This is a genomic window from Streptomyces sp., assembly GCF_031181555.1.
GTDB classification, from domain to species: Bacteria; Actinomycetota; Actinomycetes; order Streptomycetales; family Streptomycetaceae; genus Streptomyces; species Streptomyces fimbriatus.
Map to the genome: position 1 here is coordinate 1 of NZ_JAPSKQ010000085.1, position 16,123 is coordinate 16,123.

Consider the following 16,123-nt stretch of genomic DNA (forward strand, 5'->3'; position numbering starts at 1 on the left):
ACCGCACGGACCGGACCGCGCCACGGGCCGGCCCCCGCTACGGACGGGGCACGTTGCGCAGGTTGGACCGTGCCATCTGCACCATCCGGCCGACCCCTCCGTCCAGCACGATCTTGGAGGCGGACAGGGCGAAGCCGGTCACCATCTCCTTGCTGATCTTCGGGGGGATGGACAGCGCGTTGGGATCGGTGACGATGTCGACGAGGGCCGGACCCTTGTGCCTGAACGCGGCCTTCAGCGCCCCGGCCAGCTCCTTCGGCTTCTCCACGCGCTCCCCGCGGGCGCCGCAGGCGCGGGCGACGGCGGCGAAGTCGGGGTTCCTCATGGCGGTGCCGTGCGAGGGCAGTCCGGCGACCAGCATCTCCAACTCGACCATGCTCAGGGAGGAGTTGTTGAACAGGACCACCTTCACCGGCAGGTCGTACTGGACCAGGGTGAGGAAGTCGCCCATCAGCATGGAGAATCCGCCGTCGCCGGACATCGACACGATCTGCCGGCCGCGGTCGGTGAACTGCGCCCCGATCGCCATGGGCAGCGCGTTCGCCATCGAGCCGTGGGAGAACGAACCGATGACCCGGCGGCGGCCGTTGGGCGAGATGTAGCGGGCGGCCCAGACGTTGCACATCCCGGTGTCCACGGTGAACACCGCGTCGTCGTCGGCGAGTTCGTCCAGCACGGACGCCACGTACTCGGGGTGGATCGGCACGTGCTTGTCCACCTTCCGCGTGTACGCCTTCACCACCCCCTCCAGCGCGTCCGCGTGCTTCTTCAGCATCCGGTCGAGGAACGTGCGGTTGTCCTTGGTCCGCACCCGCGGGAGCAGACAGCGCAGTGTCTCCCGCACGTCGCCCCACACCGCCAGGTCCAGCTTCGAGCGCCGGCCCAGGATCTCGGGCCGCACGTCGACCTGGACGATCCGCACGTCGTCGGGGAGGAAGGCGTTGTACGGGAAGTCGGTGCCGAGCAGGATCAGCAGGTCGCACTCGTGGGTGGCCTCGTAGGCGGCGCCGTAGCCGAGCAGCCCGCTCATGCCGACGTCGTACGGGTTGTCGTACTGGATCCACTCCTTGCCGCGCAGCGCGTGCCCGACCGGGGACTTGACCTTCTGGGCGAACTCCATGACCTCGGCGTGCGCACCCTTGGTGCCTGCGCCGCAGAACAGGGTGACCTTCTCGGCCGCGTCGATCATGTCGACGAGCCGGTCGATCTCGGCGTCGCCGGGGCGGACCGTGGGCCGGGAGGTGACGAGGGCGGTCTCGGGGGCCTGTTCCGGGGCGGGCTCGTCGGCGATGTCGCCGGGGAGGGAGACGACGCTGACGCCGGAGCGGCCGATCGCGTGCTGGATGGCGGTGTCCAGCAGCCGGGGCATCTGCCGCGGGCTGGAGATCAGCTCGCTGTAGTGGCTGCACTCGCGGAACAACTGGTCGGGATGGGTCTCCTGGAAGTAGCCGAGGCCGATCTCGCTGGACGGGATGTGCGAGGCGAGGGCGAGGACCGGGGCCATGGAGCGGTGGGCGTCGTAGAGGCCGTTGATGAGGTGGAGGTTGCCGGGGCCGCAGGAGCCGGCGCAGGCGGCCAGCCTGCCGGTGATCTGGGCCTCGGCGCCGGCGGCGAAGGCGGCGGTCTCCTCGTGCCGGACGTGGATCCAGTCGATGGCGGGGTTGCGGCGCACGGCGTCGACGACGGGGTTGAGGCTGTCCCCGACGACACCGTAGAGGCGCTTGACCCCCGCGCGGGTGATGATGTCGACGAACTGCTCGGCGACGTTCTGTCCGGCCATGGCTCTCGCCTGCCCCTTCGGGTGTCCTGGAAGGTCCCTGCGGGTTCCATGAATTCACACGGGGCGCGCTCACGCCTCCCAGACGGCGACGGCCGTGCGGTCGTCCGCGTACCCCTTGACCCGTACCTGCGTGTCGGCGAGGAACGCGGCGAGGCCGGGCGGTTCGTGGCCGGACCAGCGGTCGGCCAGGTGGGCGCGGAGCTCCTCCTCCCCGCGCAGCGGCTCGGCGAGGCCGGCCCCGCACATCAGCAGGGTGTCGCCCGGGCGGGCTACGGAGGTGCGGAAGCGGAACGGTTCGCGGGGCGGTTCCGGGGACGGCTCGTAGGGGCTCGGCGGTGCGGGGATGCCCCGGTCCATGGTGAGGCGGTCGCCCCCGGGGGTCTCGGAGGGCGGCGAGCCGAAGCCGACGACGGGTTCCCCCTCGACCCCGGCGACCCGCGGTTCGATGTCCTGCCAGGCGCCGTCCCGCAGCCGGAACAGCCCGCCGGGGCCGACGCCGAAGAAGACCCGGGTGCGGCAGTCGGGGTCGGCGGGCAGCAGGAGGCAGCGCAGGGTGGCCGCGTAGGCGTCGGGTTCGAGGCCCTGCTCGGCCGCGCCGGCGCGGAGCCTGCCGAGACTGCGGTCGGTGAGGCGGTGCAGGCCGGCCTTGAGGTCACCGCGCCGGGCGGCCCTGATGTCCTCGACGAGGCGGGCGTGGCTGCGGCCCACCGCCCGGCCGATCCACCGGCAGGCCTCGGCCGCGGCGCGGTGCGTTCCGGGCGCGGCCCGGCCCCCGGTCGCGACCGCCACGAGGACCAGCGCCTGCTCCCCCGTCCCGAACCGCGCCGCCAGGAGCGCGTCGCGGCGCGGTTCCCCCCGGTACCGCGCGGAGTCCCCGCGCACGGAGGCGGCCCGCAGGGTGCAGGCCCCGTAGCGGGCGCCGTCCAGCACGGTGTCCGGAACCAGATCGTCCAGCTCGTCGGGGTCGGCCGCCGGGAGGGCGGTGGGCTCGGCGTCGTAGGTGGGCGGCCGGGAGCCGACGTAGACGCGGGAGGGGGGTGGGCCCGGGGGCGGTTCGAGGCGCGGGGCGCGGGGGTCGGCGGGAGCGGCCGGCGGGGGGTCCTGCGGGGGCGGTGGTGCGGGCGGGGCGCCGGCCGGCGCGGAGGACTCGGCCGGCGGAGGGGATCCGGTCGCCGTTCCCCGCTCTCCTCCCGGCGCGCTCCCGCCCGGCCGGCCGGCGCCCGTCGCGAAGGTCACGGGGCCTTCCGGGGTGGTGGGCGGCGGTTCCCAGGGGGCGCGCTGCGGGGGCAGGGCCGGCCGACGCGGGGGGTGCGCCGTCGTCCCGTCGGGAAACGGCCGGGGGGCCGGGACCCTGGGGGCGGGAGACGCCTCCGCAGGGGGCGGGTCCGCCGGCGCGGCGTCCGGCGGGGGCGGGTCCTCGTGCAGCGTTCCGGACGCGGAGGCGAAGCGGTCGTCCAGGGAATCGGGCGCGGTCGCGGGGCCCGTGTCCCCGACGGCGGCGTCGCCGTACAACTCCTCCCACCAGTCGTCCTCGTGACCGATGGGCCTTCCCCCCTGCTGGCTCATGCCCCCAATTGTCCACCGCACCGGCCGGATGAAAACGGGGCAACCGGAAAATCCGTGCCCGGCACCGCGCACGGGACGGCCTGTCGGGTGACCGGTGGGACGGCTGTGCGACCGGGAGGCGGCGCGGCCGGTCCGGCCCGCCGGTCCGCGCCGACGGGGTGTCCCCGCGCCGTCCTGCGCCGTGCCCGGGCCTCCTGCACCCTGGACGAATGGGAGCGTGGGACCTCCTGCTGGTCGGCCTGGTGATCCTGCTCGGCCTGTGCGGAGTGCTGCTGCCCGGGGTGCCGGGGTCGTGGCTGGTGTGGGCCGGGGTCCTGTGGTGGGCGCTGAAGGATCCGCGGCCCGTCGCGTGGTGGGTGCTCGTGGGGGCGACCGCCGTGCTGTTCCTCTCCCAGGCGGTGCGCTGGGCGCTGCCGCCCCGTCGGCTGCGGGCGGGCGGCGCCGGCGGCCGGTTGACGGCGTACGCGGGCTGCGGCTCGTTCCTCGGTTTCGTCCTACTGCCCGTGCTCGGCGCGATCCCGGGCTTCCTCGCCGGGATCTACCTCTGTGAGCGGCTCCGTCTGGGCCGCCGCGGCGAGGCGGTCGCGGCGCTGCGCACGGCGATGCGCTCGGGGGGCTGGAGCGTGCTGACCGAACTGTTCACCTGCCAGCTGATCACGGCGGCGTGGCTGGGCACGGTGCTCTGGGGCTGACCCGCGCTCACGGCCGCAGCACGCCCTCGTGCGTGAGCAGTCGCACCTTCCGCTCCAGCCCGCCCGCGTACCCGGTCAGCGACCCGTCGGCGCCGATCACCCGGTGGCAGGGGCGGACGATCAGCAACGGGTTCGCGCCGATCGCGCCGCCGACGGCCCGCACGGCGGCCCGGGGCGCGCCGATCCGCGCGGCGATCTCGCCGTAGGACACGGTGGCCCCGTAGGGGACGTCGTCGAGCGCGGCCCAGACCTTCTCCCGGAAGGGGGTGCCTGCGGTGCGCACGGCCAGCCGGAACTCCTCGAGCTCACCGGCGAAGTACGCGGCGAGCTGCTGCTCGGCCGCGCGGAACGGCCCCGGATCCCGCCGCCAGCCGTCCTGCACGGTGCGCCCGCCCTTCTGCCCGGGGACGGAGAGCGAGGTCAGCTCGCCGGTCGGGGCGGCGGTGAGCAGGAGCGGCCCGACGGGGCTGTCCGCACTCGTCCAGTACACGGTGGTCGTCATCGTGCTCATCGGTCCTCCAACTCCCCTGCCGTGCGCAGGTGGTTCAGGGCGTACGAGCGCCAGGGGCGCCAGCTGTCGGGAACGTCGGGGCCGGGTGGGGCCACGTCCGGGTCGCCGAGGGCACGGGTGCGGATCTCGGCGATCGTACGGGCGTCCAGACCGGGGACGGCGGCCAGGGCGGCCCGGGCCTCGTCCCGGTCGGCGCCCGGGCCGAGGCGTACGGCGCCGTCGGCGAGGGCGGCGGTGAGCGCGCCCAGGGTGCCGCCGGGCTCGGCCTCGGCGAGGACGCCCGGTTCGGGGAACAGGTGGGTGAGGCCGGCGCAGGGGGCGTCGAGGGCCTTGCCGTACCGCTGGACCAGCCGCGCGGCCTCGTCGCGGCCCACCAGCGCGCGCACCGCCAGCTCCTCCGGGTCGGCGGCCCCCGGCGAGCGCAGCCCGGGCCGGGCGGCGACCAGCGGGGCGAGCCGGGGGTCGGCGCCGAGCCGTTCGTCGACGGCGTACGGGTCGGCGTCCAGGTCGAACAGCCGCCGCAGCCGCTGGACGGCGGTGGTCAGGTCGCGCGGGTCGGTGAGGTGGATACGGGCGTCGAGCCAGCCGCCGGGGTGGGCGCCCGACCCGGCGCGCGCGGCGCCGGGGCGCTCGTCGACGGCGGCGATGCCGGTGCCGTAGGGGAGCCGCAGCGTGCGCCGGTAGGTGCGGGCGCCCGGGGTGCCGCTCACCTCCTCGACGCCCGGGACGGCCTCGCGTTCCAGCAGGTCGAAGACGGGCCCGGACGGGTAGGGACCGCGGTGGGCGAGCCGCAGGGGGATCCCGGCGGTGGGGGTGGCGGCGCGGCGGGCGGCCCGGCCGCCGCGGGGCGCGGCGGCGCGCAGTTCGCTGGGCGTGGCGGCGTACACGGCCCGGATGGTGTCGTTGAACTGCCGCACGCTGGCGAATCCGGAGGCGAAGGCGATCCGGGTGACCGGAAGCCCGGTGGTCTGGAGCAGCACGCGCGCGGCGTGCGCCCGCTGTGCGCGGGCGAGCGCGACGGGCCCGGCACCGAGCTCGCCGGTGAGCTGCCGCTGCACCTGGCGGGCGCTGTAGCCGAGCCGTGCGGCGAGTCCGGCGACGCCCTCGCGGTCGACCACGCCGTCGGCGATCAGCCGCATGGCCCGGCCCACGACGTCGGCCCGCACGTTCCACTCGGCGGAGCCGGGGACGGCGTCCGGGCGGCACCGCCGGCAGGCCCGGAAGCCGGCGCCCTGCGCGGCGGCGGCGGTCGCGAAGAACCGCACGTTGCACCGCTTCGGCGTGACCGCGGGGCAGCTGGGCCGGCAGTAGATCCCGGTCGTCCGCACGGCGAAGAAGAACGCCCCGTCGAACCGGGCGTCCCGGCTGCGCACCGCCTCGTACCTGCTGTCCTCGTCCATCACACCGTCCAGTCTCCGTCGGCCGGGGAGTCCCGGCTGGCGGAAATCGGACAGGGAGGTGCGAGGGAGTGAGAGGCGGTCCCGGGGGACCGCCCCTGACCCGTTACCGCAGGCGGCCGCGCTTCGCCTCCATCGCCGCCCGTCCGATCGCTCCCTTGCGCTTCCAGTCCTTGCGGATCTCCGCGCGGAGCCTCGCGTCGGTCTTGGCGACGATGCGCTGGTTCTCCCGCAGCAGCTTGCGGTAGCTCTCCAGACGGCGTTCCGGGAGGGCACCGTCCTCGATGGCGTCGAGGACCGCGCAGCCCGGCTCGCTCTCGTGGGCGCAGTCGTGGAAACGGCAGCCCTCGGCGAGTTCCTCGATCTCGGAGAACACCTGGCCGACGCCGGCGCCGGCGTCCCACAGGCCGACGCCCCGCAGGCCGGGCGTGTCGATGAGGACTCCCCCGCCGGGCAGCGCCAGCAGGTTGCGGGTGGTCGTGGTGTGGCGGCCCTTGCCGTCGACTTCGCGAGTGGCCCTGACGTCCATCACGTCCTCGCCGAGCAGCGCGTTGGCCAGGGTGGACTTGCCCGCTCCGGACTGCCCGAGCAGCACCGTCGTACCGCCGGACACGATCGCGGCGAGAACATCGAGCCCGTCCCCGTCTCTTGCGCTGACCGTGAGCACCGGCACGCCCGGCGCGCTGGTCTCCACGTCCTGGACGAGGTGCGCCCGCGTCACCGCGTCCGGCACGAGGTCGGCCTTGGTGAGCACGACCACCGGCTGCGCCCCGGGCTCCCCGGAGTCCGCCGCCTTGCGCAGCAGTGCCTCACCCGTCGAGCAGGACATGGCCAGCGCCAGGAACCGCTCGATCCGCGCGCAGTCGAGCTCGACCGCGAGCGACACACAGATCACGACATGATCGATGTTGGTGGCCAGCACCTGACCCTCGGACCGCTTCGAGGAGGTCGACCGCACGAATGCCGTCCGCCGCGGCAGCAGCGTCCGCACGTAACGGGGGTGGGAGCCCTCCGGGTCGACTGCGACCCAGTCCCCCGTACACACGATCTTCATCGGGTCACGAGGAACGACGAACTCGGTGTCCGCGCGGACCACACCGTCCGGAGTGGCCACATCGCACAGCCCCCGGTCGACCCGGACCACCCGGCCCGGCACCAGACCCTGCACGGCATACGGAGAGAACTCGGCCTCCCAGCCCTCGTCCCAGCCGAAGCGGGCAAGAGAGGACGACGAAGACGAAAGAGAAGAAGAGAGATTCAAGGGAGACCCTTCGAAGGGCAGCCCCCGGCACCACGCATCGCAGGCGCGGAAGGAGAGAGGTGTCAGCCGGAGGCCACGGAGGTGAACGGAACGAACGACTGGATGCGGGCACGGCCCATCACAGAGACAGCCATCGGTCACACCTCCCGGAAACCTCGACTCGAACGAACAGCACTCACTCACAGAGCGCTTCGCCAACACGGCACAGCCTAGAGCCGCCGACGATCGCGCGCCATCATATTTTCCCGTCACGCGGCCCGCCAGGACTGGGAGAAGACCGCGAAGGCGCTCAGGCCCGTCTGCACCGCGCCGGCCGAGGAGGCCGCGCTGGAGCGGTTCATGGAGTTCACCGATGCCTGGGGCGGGAAGCATCCGGCGATCGTCCGGCGCCGGGAGGCGGCCTGGGGGGAGTTCGTGCCCTTCCTCCGGTTCGACGTGGAGATGCAGGATCGTCTGCACCACCAGCGCGATCGAGAGCATCGACGCACGGATCCGCGGGGCCGTCCGGGCCCGGGGCCACTCCCCCACCGACCGGCCGCCCTCACGTGCGTCCACCCGGCCGTCATGTGCCCGGGCCCGACCGGCACCGGACGCAAACGCCGGACCGTGCACCGGAAGGCCGCACTCCAAGCCTTCGGCATCGCCTTCGACGGCCGGCTCACCGCCGGACGCCGCTGAACGGAACCGGCCGAGCAACCCGAAACCCTCAGTAGGTACCTGGCTTACGTAGAGATCACCGATGCGCGGGCCTGTGGCCACGTGGGAACTTCGAGTCAACGGCAGCCAGTGGGCGCCGCGACCGACACGGACACCGGAGTTTCCCATGACGAACCACGGCATCACCTACACCGGCCTCGACGCTCTGCTCACCCCCGAGAACTCGGTTCTGCTGCTGATCGACCACCAGGGTGCCCAGTTCGCGGGAATGGGCAGCACGGACACCAACCTGGTGGTCAACAACGTGACGGCCCTGGCGAAGGGTGCCAAGCTGTTCGACGTCCCGACCGTCCTGACCACCGTGGTGGAGGACCGAGGCGGTCGGATCATCCGCCAGCTGCAGGAAGTCTTCCCCGAGCAGACCCCGATCGACCGCACCACGATCAACACCTGGGAGGACCAGCGCGTCGTGGACGCCGTGGCCGCGACCGGGCGCAGGGACCTCGTCATAGCGGGCCTGTGGACGGACATCTGCCTGGCCTGGCCCGCCATTCACGCCCTCGCCGACGGCTACCGGGTCTTTGCGGTGACGGACGCCTCGGGTGCCACCACCACCGAGGCCCACGAGCGCGGCATCCAGCGCATGATCCAGGCCGGTGTCATCCCCACCTGCGCCGGCACCGTCATTTCGGAGTGGCAGCGGGACTGGGCCCGGGAGGAGACGGTTCCTGGCATCACCGACATCATGCTGCAGCACGGCGGCAGCTTCGGTACGAGCCTCGCCTGGGAACTGCAGCTTCTCGGGCTCGACAAGGGATGACGTCTCTTGTGTCTTCGGACTCCGGCCGGGCCCCGGCACTCCCCGGCCCGGCCGGGGCCCGAAGGCCCGGGTTCCGGTCCTCGCCCCCACGGCTGATCGGAACGGGCCGGAGGGCGGGACCGTCCGCGTGGGCGGGCGGTCCCGACGGCGATCGGATACTCCGTTCCGCCCGGCGGTCGCCGTTGCCACAACGCCTTGCGTACTGCACCGGGCGGAACGGCCCGGCCACCGCGGTCCGCGCGTCCTTTCCTGCCCCGATTCGGCCCCGCCGGGAAGCCGAGTCCTGTTCCCAGCGCCCACCCCGTACAACAGGAGTGACCATTACCACCACCGACCGCGTCGGACCACCGCCCCCCTTCGATCCCGAACTAGCCGCCGCGCTCGGCCCGTTGTCCGAGCTCATCCCGACGACCGTCCTGCCCGGCATGATCCCGGGCATACGCCGGACCATGCGCGCCACGCGCCCCTCCGACGAGGAACTGCGCCGGGGCGGGTCCCTCGTGGTCGAGGAGTTCCGGGTACCGGGCCCGGCCGGCGCGCCAGCGGTCCCTCTGTTGGTCTGCCGCCCGGCCGAAGTGTCGGGCCCCCTGCCCGCGGTCTACTTCACCCACGGCGGCGGGATGGTCTTCGGAGACAACCGAAGTCTCCTCACGGAGATGCTGGACTGGGTGCAGGAACTGCACCTCGTACTCGTCTCGGTCGGGTACCGGCTGGCCCCCGAGCATCCGTACCCCGCCGCTCTGGAGGACATCCACGCGGGCCTGCGGTGGACCGCGGCCCACACCGGCGAACTCGGCATCGACCCCGGCCGCATCGTCGTCGCGGGGGCCAGCGCGGGTGGCGGCCTCACCGCCGCGCTCACGCTGCTCATGCGGGACCGGGGCGAACCGGCACCGGCGGGGCAGATACTCGTCTGCCCCATGCTGGACGACCGCGACACCACGGTCTCCGGCCATCAGATGGCCGGGCTCGGAGTGTGGGACCGGACGTCGAACAACACCGGTTGGGGCGCGCTGCTGGGAGACCTGCGAGGTGGGCCCGACGTCTCCCCCTATGCCGCACCGGCGCGTGCGGCGGACCTGTCCGGGCTGCCTCCGCTCCTTATCGACGTGGGCTCCGCCGAAACGTTCCGGGACGAGGTCGTCACCTATGCGACGCGCGTCTGGCAGGCCGGTGGAGAGGCCGAGATGCACGTCTGGCCCGGTGGTTTCCACGGATTCGACGCCTTCGTGCCCGACGCGACCCTGTCCAGGGACGCGAGGGCGGCGCGAGTGCGCTGGCTTCGCCGGACTCTGCACCTGTAACGGCCGGCCAGGCCTCCACGCCTGCTGTCGTCTCACGCCGCCGCCGGCCCCCGCACGGCCACCTCATCCGCTGAACCCGCACCAAGAAGGAGACCCATCGTGCGAGCCCTTGCCGCCACCGCCTACGGACCGCTGGAGGACCTGGAGTTCATCGACCTGCCCAAGCCCGTACCCGGGCCGGAACATGTGCTCGTCCGGACGGAGGCGACCGCCCTCAACGCCGTCGACAAGGCCCTGATCACCGGGACGATGCGGCACGTGTTGCCGGTGCGGCACCCGTTCGTGCCCGGTGTCGACGTCAGTGGGGTGATCGAGGCCGTCGGCGCCGACGTCACCCGCTTCACCGTCGGCGAGGCGATCGTGGCCTGGAACGGCGTCCCCTCGGGAGCACTGGCCGAGTACGTACTGGTGAAGGCCACCGCCGCGGCCGCCGTACGGCCCGCCGGACTGACCGCGGCGCAGGGGGCCGCGCTCCCGACCGCTGCACTGACCGCAGCGGCGCTGCTCGACATCTCGGGAACGAGCCCGGGTGACACCGTGCTCGTGGTGGGCGCAGGTGGTGGCGTGGGCTCCTACCTCGTGCAGCTCGCCGGCCAGGCGGGCCTCGTCGTGCTCGCGACCGGTCGCACCGGCGACCAGGAGTTCCTGGACGGTCTCGGAGCACTGCACACCATCGACTACCAGCACGTGGACATCACCGAGGAGGCTCTCCGGCTCGTACCGGGCGGAGTCGACGTCGTGTTCGACCTCGCGAACACCGGCCCCGCCCTGGCGCTGACCGCCGGCGCGGCCCGCGGCGGCGGCCGCCTCGTCTCGCCCCTGGGCGGACCGGCGTCCTTCGAGCGCGGCGTCACCGCCGTGTACGGAGGAACCACCACCCCGGACGGGCGGCTTGCGGCCCTTGCCGCGCAGGCGGCCACGGGCGAACTGCGCATTGCGATCGGAGCCGAGTACGCGTTCGCCGAAGCGCGGCGCGCGCTCGTCGACTTCGCCCACAAGCACATCCGCGGAAAGGTGACCATCACGTTCTGAGCCGTCACGCCGCGAGCAAGCTGTACCCGGCGGCGTCCGGTCTCCCCCGGAACAGCAACCGTCACCGGCGTACCGCTCGTGACCGGATCTCCGTCCAGCGTTTCGTTGACGCGCCGAACGGCCATGCCATACGCTCCCGGCCAGGGGGTATAACCGCTGCTCAGAGACTGTGCCGCGTGGCTTCGACGGTCGTCCCGGGCAGGTTCGACGCCCCCGCTCCCGGTGCCGCCCACCGAGGTGTCACGGCGGCGGAGGCCCTATGCCGGCAAACCGCTTCGTTCCCCGACGTCCAGTGCTCCTCGGTCGCCGTCACGAGTCGGACGTGCTCGATCAGTTCCTCCACCGGACACAGGCAGGACGGGGTGGCGCCCTCGTCATCCGCGGGGAAGCGGGTATCGGCAAGACCGCCCTGCTGGAGTACATGAGGACGGCGCCCGGGGTACGCACCTTGAGAGTGTCCGGAGCCGAGTTCGAGAGCGAGCTCGCGTTCGCGGCGCTGCACCAACTCTGCGGGTCGATGCTGAGTGTTCTGCAGCGCCTGCCGGGCCCTCAACGCGGTGCGCTGGAGGCGGCTTTCGGGCTGAGCAGCGGTACGCCCGACCGCTTTCACCTCGGCCTGGCAGTACTCAACCTCTTATCGGAGGCGGCGGACGAACAGCCTTTGCTCTGCCTGGTCGACGATGCCCAGTGGCTCGACCGGGCCTCGGCACAGGCCCTCTCCTTCGTCGCACGGAGGCTTCACGACGAGCCGGTGGCGCTCGTTTTCGCGGTGCGGGCGCCCTTGGGCGGTGCAGAACTGACGGACCTTCCCGAGCTGCGCCTCGAAGGTCTGGCCGACGCCGATGCCCGCGGACTGCTCGCCTCCCAGTTCCGGGCGCCGATGGACCGTCAGGTACGTGAACGGATCATCGCCGAGGCGCGGGGCAACCCACTCGCCCTGCTGGAGCTGCCGCGGACGGCCGAACTGGCGGGTGGCTTCGCCGTTCCCGAGGCGGCGCCCGCACCGGGAAGTGTCGAGGCCAGCTTCCGTAGCCGCTTGGAAGGACTGCCCGCGGACACCCGGCTCCTGCTGCTGACGGCGGCGGCGGAGCCGATCGGAGAGCCATCACTCCTGCGGCGGGCAGCGGAACTTCTCGGCGTCGATCCGGCGGCCGTGACACCGGCCGAGGACGCCGGGCTGCTGACCGTCAGCGCCTGGGTCCGGTTCCGGCACCCGTTGGTGCGTTCCGCCGTCTACCGCGCCGCCTCCCCGGAAGACCGCCGCGCGGCGCACCGGGCGCTCGCCGAGGTGACGGACGCCGACGCCCAACCCGACCGGAGGGCCTGGCACCGTTCCATGGCGGCCGCCGGCCCCGACGAGGGCGTCGCCGCAGCACTCGAACACTCCGCCGGGCGCGCACGGGCACGCGGTGGCATCGCGGCGGCCGCCGCTTTTCTCGAACGAGCGGCGACCCTCACGCCGGATCCCGGCCGCCGTGCCGTACGCGCGCTGGTCGCGGCCCGGGCCAAGCGCGACACAGGCGCTGCGGAAGCGGCTCTGACGCTGGTGGCGATGGCGGAGACGAACCTGGGACCGGACGACGAGCCCCGACGGGCGGAGGCGGCCGCCTTGCGCGCCCGGGTCTCCTTCGACAGGAAGCGCGACGACGAAGCGGTGCTCAGACTCCTGCGAGCCGCGAAGCTGACCACGCGCTGCGATGCCGCCGGTGCCCGGGAGCTGCTGCTCGACGCCTTTGCGGCGGCCGTGTTCGTCGGCCGGTTCGCCAAGGGGCCGCGCCTGCTCGAGGTGGCGGACGCGGCACATGCCATGCCGCCCGTCGAAGACCCCCCGCGCCTGCTGGACATACTTCTCGGAGGGCTGGCCACTCAGGTGAGGGAGGGGTACACCGCGGCCGTCCCGCAGCTGCGCCGCGCCGTCGACCTCCACCGTCGTGCCGACGACGGCAGCGAGTACGGCCTCGGCGAGGTGTGGATGGCCTGCAACGCCGCGATGGACCTGTGGGACGACGCCGCCTGGAGGGTTCTGGCCGACCGCCAGATCTCCCTGTGCCGACAGCACGGTGCCCTGGCGTCTCTTCCTGTACTCCTGAGTTTCCGCGCCCTCGCTCACATTCACGCGGGGGAGTTCGGCGACGCGGCGGCACTCGTCGACGAGACCCACTCGATCGCGGTCGACGCCGGCGCCCCGCCCGTGGTGTACGTCGATGTCTCCCTCGCCGCATGGCGGGGGGACGAGGCCACGACGGCCGCGCTGGCCGATGTCGCGATGCGCGCCGCCCACGAGCGAGGAGAGGGCAGACTCGCCAATGTCACCGAGTACGCCCGCGCCGTGCTGTACAACGGTCTCGGCCGGTACGAGGAGGCTCTGCAGGCGGCCCGTCCCGCGTGCGATCTTGACGAACCGGGCTTCTACTCCTGGATCCCGGTGGAATTCGTGGAGGCGGCGGCGCGAGCCGGACGGCGGGATCTCGCCCTCCCGGTGATGAAGCGCCTCTCCGAACGCGCCAGGGCCAGCCGCACCCCCTGGGCGGCGGGGGTCGAGCTGAGGTCCCGGGCGCTCCTCACGGACGGCCCGGCGGCCGACGAGCTCTACCAGGAGGCGATCGTTCAGCTCGGTCGCAGCGAAGGCACCGTCCATCTCGCGCGCGCCCGACTCCTGCACGGTGAGTGGCTGCGGCGTGAGGGGCGCCTCTCCGAGGCCCGCACCCGACTGCGTGCCGCGTACGAGCAGCTCTCGTCGATCGGAGCGGAAGCGTTCGCCGCACGCGCCGCCCGTGAACTGGCGGCCGCCGGCGAGCAGGTGCGGAAGCCGAAGGCTGAGGCACAGCACCGGCTCACGCCGCAGGAGTTCCAGATCGCGCGACTTGTCGCCACGGGCGCTACCTCCAAGGAGGTGGCCACCCAGTTGTTCCTGAGCCCACGCACGGTCGACACCCATCTGCGCAATATCTTCAAAAAGCTCGACATCACCTCGCGCCGCCAGCTGCGCGGCCTTCCCCTGGTGGTGACGCAGACCGCGTGAGCTGCCGGTGCCGCCGCTGCCGGACGGGGTCTCCAGGCGGCGGGCCCGGCCTCGGGCTTTCACGTGGCTGGGTGTCCGAAGGGAGCGAGCGCGGAGGAAGCGGAGGTGGAACTCAAGGGGGGTGACCCGTCACGAGGGGTGGCCCCGGCGGCCGCGTACGCACGCGGAACGGGAAAGGGTGAGGTCAGCCGGTGGCCACGGAGGTGGACTTGATGGATTCCCGGATGCGGGCAGCGCCCAGCACAGTGGCAGCCATCGGTCGACACCTCCTCGCTCCGCTCACGCGTCGTCCGAACGACGCTCCGGCACGGCGGCGCACGGCCACCGCGTGATCTGGGAGCAGACCAGCCCGCCGCGTCCCCGGCCCGTCAACCGGTTTTTTTCCCGGTCCGCGAACCGCCGGGCCCGCGAACCGCCGTGTCACGCCTTCGCGCAGGGGCGGCCGTTGAGGGTGAAGCCGGACGGCGGGGCGTTGGTGCCGCGCCAGGAGGCGAGGAAGCCGAAGGCGAGCTTTCCGCCGGCGGGGACCGACGTGTTGTGGTCGGCGGCGGTGGCGGTGACGCGGGAGCCGTCCTGGCGCGCGGTGGCGTCCCACATCTGGAGGATCCGCTGGCCGCCCCGGAAGGAGAAGCCGACCCGCCAGGAATCGAGGGGTTCTCGTGCGGTGACGGTGACGGTGGCCTGGAAACCGTCGGGCCACTGGTTGACCAGGTCGTAGGCGATCCGGCAGGAGGGCGGTCCGCCGGGGCCGGCGGTCCCGGGTGCGGCGGTGGCGGAGGAGATGCCCTGGGGCGCGGGGGCGGGCTCGTCCCGGCCCGGTGTGCGCCCGGCGGACGGCTCCCGGGAACCGGAGGGAGCGCCGGACGAACCGGCGGAGGCCGGGGCGGACGTGGACGTGGAGGGCGCCGCGGGCGGGACGGGCGGCAGGGACGGGTCGGGGCCGGCCGCCGGCCGCCGGTCGGTGCCGGAGCGCGTGGCGCTCTCGGCGTCCGTGTCGCCGAACGGCATCAGCGAGACCGCGAGCGCGAGGACGGAGACCAGGACGGCGGCCGCCAGCAGGCCGGTGCGGGCGGCGCGCGCCCCGGCCGTACCGTCCACCGGGTCCGCCGGGTCGCTGTGCTCCGTGTCGGCCCCGTCCCGGCGTCCGGCCCCGAGCCGTGCCTCGGCGGCCCGGCGGCGGCGTTCCAGGTAGGCGAGGCCGCCCCAGCCGATCACCCCGCCCGCCAGCGCCCCGGGCAGTCCCCCGCCGTGCAGCCGCAGACAGGCGGCGGTCTCGGCGCACGGCACGCAGGTGGCGAGGTGCCGGGAGAGGTCGCCGGGGGTGTCGGCGGCGGGCGAGCGGGTGACGGCGTCGAGCAGCCGGGCGTAGGGGCGGCACTCGTCGTCCATCGGGGAGTCGAGGTGGTTGCGGTGGCAGCGGTCCCGGAACAGCCGGCTCACCCGGGCGAGTTCGTCGGCCGCGGTGGCGGGGTCGAGGCCGAGCCGGCGGGCCACCAGGGGCAGCGGCAGGGCCTCCACCTCGGCCAGCCACAGCAGTTCGGCGTCCGCCTGGTGCAGGTCGCGCAGTCCGCGCAGGGCGACCGGGCGCTCCCGGGGCGGGCCCGTGTGGCGGGCGGCCCGGTCGGAGTGGAGCCACAGCCGCAGGTCGGGGTCGAGCCGGTGTCCCTGTCCCGCGTCCTCCCAGGCCGCCGCCGTGCTGCGAACGGCGGTCAGCAGCAGGGGTATCCGGGGCAGCCGGGACGAGCGGCGGCCGGTGCCGCGGACGGTGCCCGCCTCGGCGGCGCGGACCTCCCGTATGCCCCGTGCGAAGGCCTCGCGGGCCAGGTGCGCGGCGGCGGCGGATCCGGACGTGCACAGGTCGGCGTAGGAGAGCACCGCGTCCCAGCACTCGGAGAACAACGCCGCCTCGGTGGCGTCCTGGGGGCTCAGCAGGTCGGGCATGGGTCTCCTGCATCCACGGGCGAGATCAACTCACCGTGTCAATGGCGGAGTTGGGGAAAACCTCGCGGGAGTGGACGAGCTTTTCACGTTCTCGGCACCACTGACAAGCGCCGCCCTCACCTGACACGACGCGGCGCCCG

12 protein-coding genes are annotated in these 16,123 nt (G+C 73.5%); 6 read left to right on the top strand and 6 right to left on the bottom strand.

The window, feature by feature from the left end; translation table 11 throughout:
* Window positions 1–37: 37 nt before the first annotated feature.
* Together RIM90_RS18350 and RIM90_RS18355 are read right to left on the bottom strand one after the other, a co-directional pair.
* Window positions 38–1,780: a pyruvate dehydrogenase gene (locus tag RIM90_RS18350; protein WP_309061795.1), complete on the bottom strand. Its 1,743-nt coding sequence runs from the start codon at window positions 1,778–1,780 to the stop codon at window positions 38–40.
* Between the two features lie 69 nt (window positions 1,781–1,849).
* Window positions 1,850–3,346, bottom strand: a complete 1,497-nt coding sequence (locus RIM90_RS18355; RefSeq protein WP_309061796.1) for a protein phosphatase 2C domain-containing protein — start codon at window positions 3,344–3,346, stop codon at window positions 1,850–1,852.
* A gap of 209 nt (window positions 3,347–3,555) precedes the next feature.
* On the opposite strand from RIM90_RS18355, the gene RIM90_RS18360 reads away from it, so the two are divergent.
* A complete protein-coding gene (locus tag RIM90_RS18360; protein ID WP_309061797.1) occupies window positions 3,556–4,038 on the top strand; it encodes a DUF456 domain-containing protein in 483 nt (160 codons plus the stop codon).
* Between the two features lie 7 nt (window positions 4,039–4,045).
* Here RIM90_RS18360 and RIM90_RS18365 read toward each other — a convergent pair whose 3' ends face one another.
* The 3 genes from RIM90_RS18365 to rsgA all read right to left on the bottom strand — a co-directional run bounded on the left by RIM90_RS18365 (window position 4,046) and on the right by rsgA (window position 7,207).
* The gene (locus RIM90_RS18365) at window positions 4,046–4,549 is read right to left on the bottom strand and encodes a methylated-DNA--[protein]-cysteine S-methyltransferase (protein WP_309061798.1); all 504 of its coding nucleotides are present in this window, start codon (window positions 4,547–4,549) and stop codon (window positions 4,046–4,048) included.
* Window positions 4,546–5,949: an AlkA N-terminal domain-containing protein gene (locus RIM90_RS18370; RefSeq protein ID WP_309061799.1), complete on the bottom strand. Its 1,404-nt coding sequence runs from the start codon at window positions 5,947–5,949 to the stop codon at window positions 4,546–4,548. Before RIM90_RS18370 ends, RIM90_RS18365 begins: the two co-directional genes overlap by 4 nt.
* A gap of 103 nt (window positions 5,950–6,052) precedes the next feature.
* Window positions 6,053–7,207, bottom strand: a complete 1,155-nt coding sequence (gene rsgA, locus RIM90_RS18375; protein ID WP_309061800.1) for a ribosome small subunit-dependent GTPase A — start codon at window positions 7,205–7,207, stop codon at window positions 6,053–6,055.
* Between the two features lie 237 nt (window positions 7,208–7,444).
* On the opposite strand from rsgA, the gene RIM90_RS18380 reads away from it, so the two are divergent.
* The 5 genes from RIM90_RS18380 (at window position 7,445) to RIM90_RS18400 (ending at window position 14,042) form a co-directional block, all read left to right on the top strand.
* Complete coding sequence (locus tag RIM90_RS18380) at window positions 7,445–7,885, top strand: transposase (RefSeq protein ID WP_309061812.1); 441 nt, start codon at window positions 7,445–7,447, stop codon at window positions 7,883–7,885.
* Between the two features lie 145 nt (window positions 7,886–8,030).
* The gene (locus RIM90_RS18385) at window positions 8,031–8,684 is read left to right on the top strand and encodes a hydrolase (protein ID WP_309061801.1); all 654 of its coding nucleotides are present in this window, start codon (window positions 8,031–8,033) and stop codon (window positions 8,682–8,684) included.
* 314 nt (window positions 8,685–8,998) lie between these two features.
* The gene (locus RIM90_RS18390) at window positions 8,999–9,988 is read left to right on the top strand and encodes an alpha/beta hydrolase (RefSeq protein WP_309061802.1); all 990 of its coding nucleotides are present in this window, start codon (window positions 8,999–9,001) and stop codon (window positions 9,986–9,988) included.
* A 99-nt stretch (window positions 9,989–10,087) separates the two neighbouring features.
* Window positions 10,088–11,020: a zinc-binding dehydrogenase gene (locus RIM90_RS18395; RefSeq protein ID WP_309061803.1), complete on the top strand. Its 933-nt coding sequence runs from the start codon at window positions 10,088–10,090 to the stop codon at window positions 11,018–11,020.
* Window positions 11,021–11,279: 259 nt separating this feature from the next.
* Window positions 11,280–14,042, top strand: coding sequence for an AAA family ATPase (locus RIM90_RS18400; protein WP_309061804.1), 2,763 nt, complete (start codon window positions 11,280–11,282; stop codon window positions 14,040–14,042).
* A 420-nt stretch (window positions 14,043–14,462) separates the two neighbouring features.
* Here RIM90_RS18400 and RIM90_RS18405 read toward each other — a convergent pair whose 3' ends face one another.
* On the bottom strand, window positions 14,463–15,983 hold the full coding sequence (locus RIM90_RS18405) for a cellulose-binding domain-containing protein (RefSeq protein ID WP_309061805.1): 1,521 nt from the start codon (window positions 15,981–15,983) through the stop codon (window positions 14,463–14,465).
* Window positions 15,984–16,123: the final 140 nt, after the last annotated feature.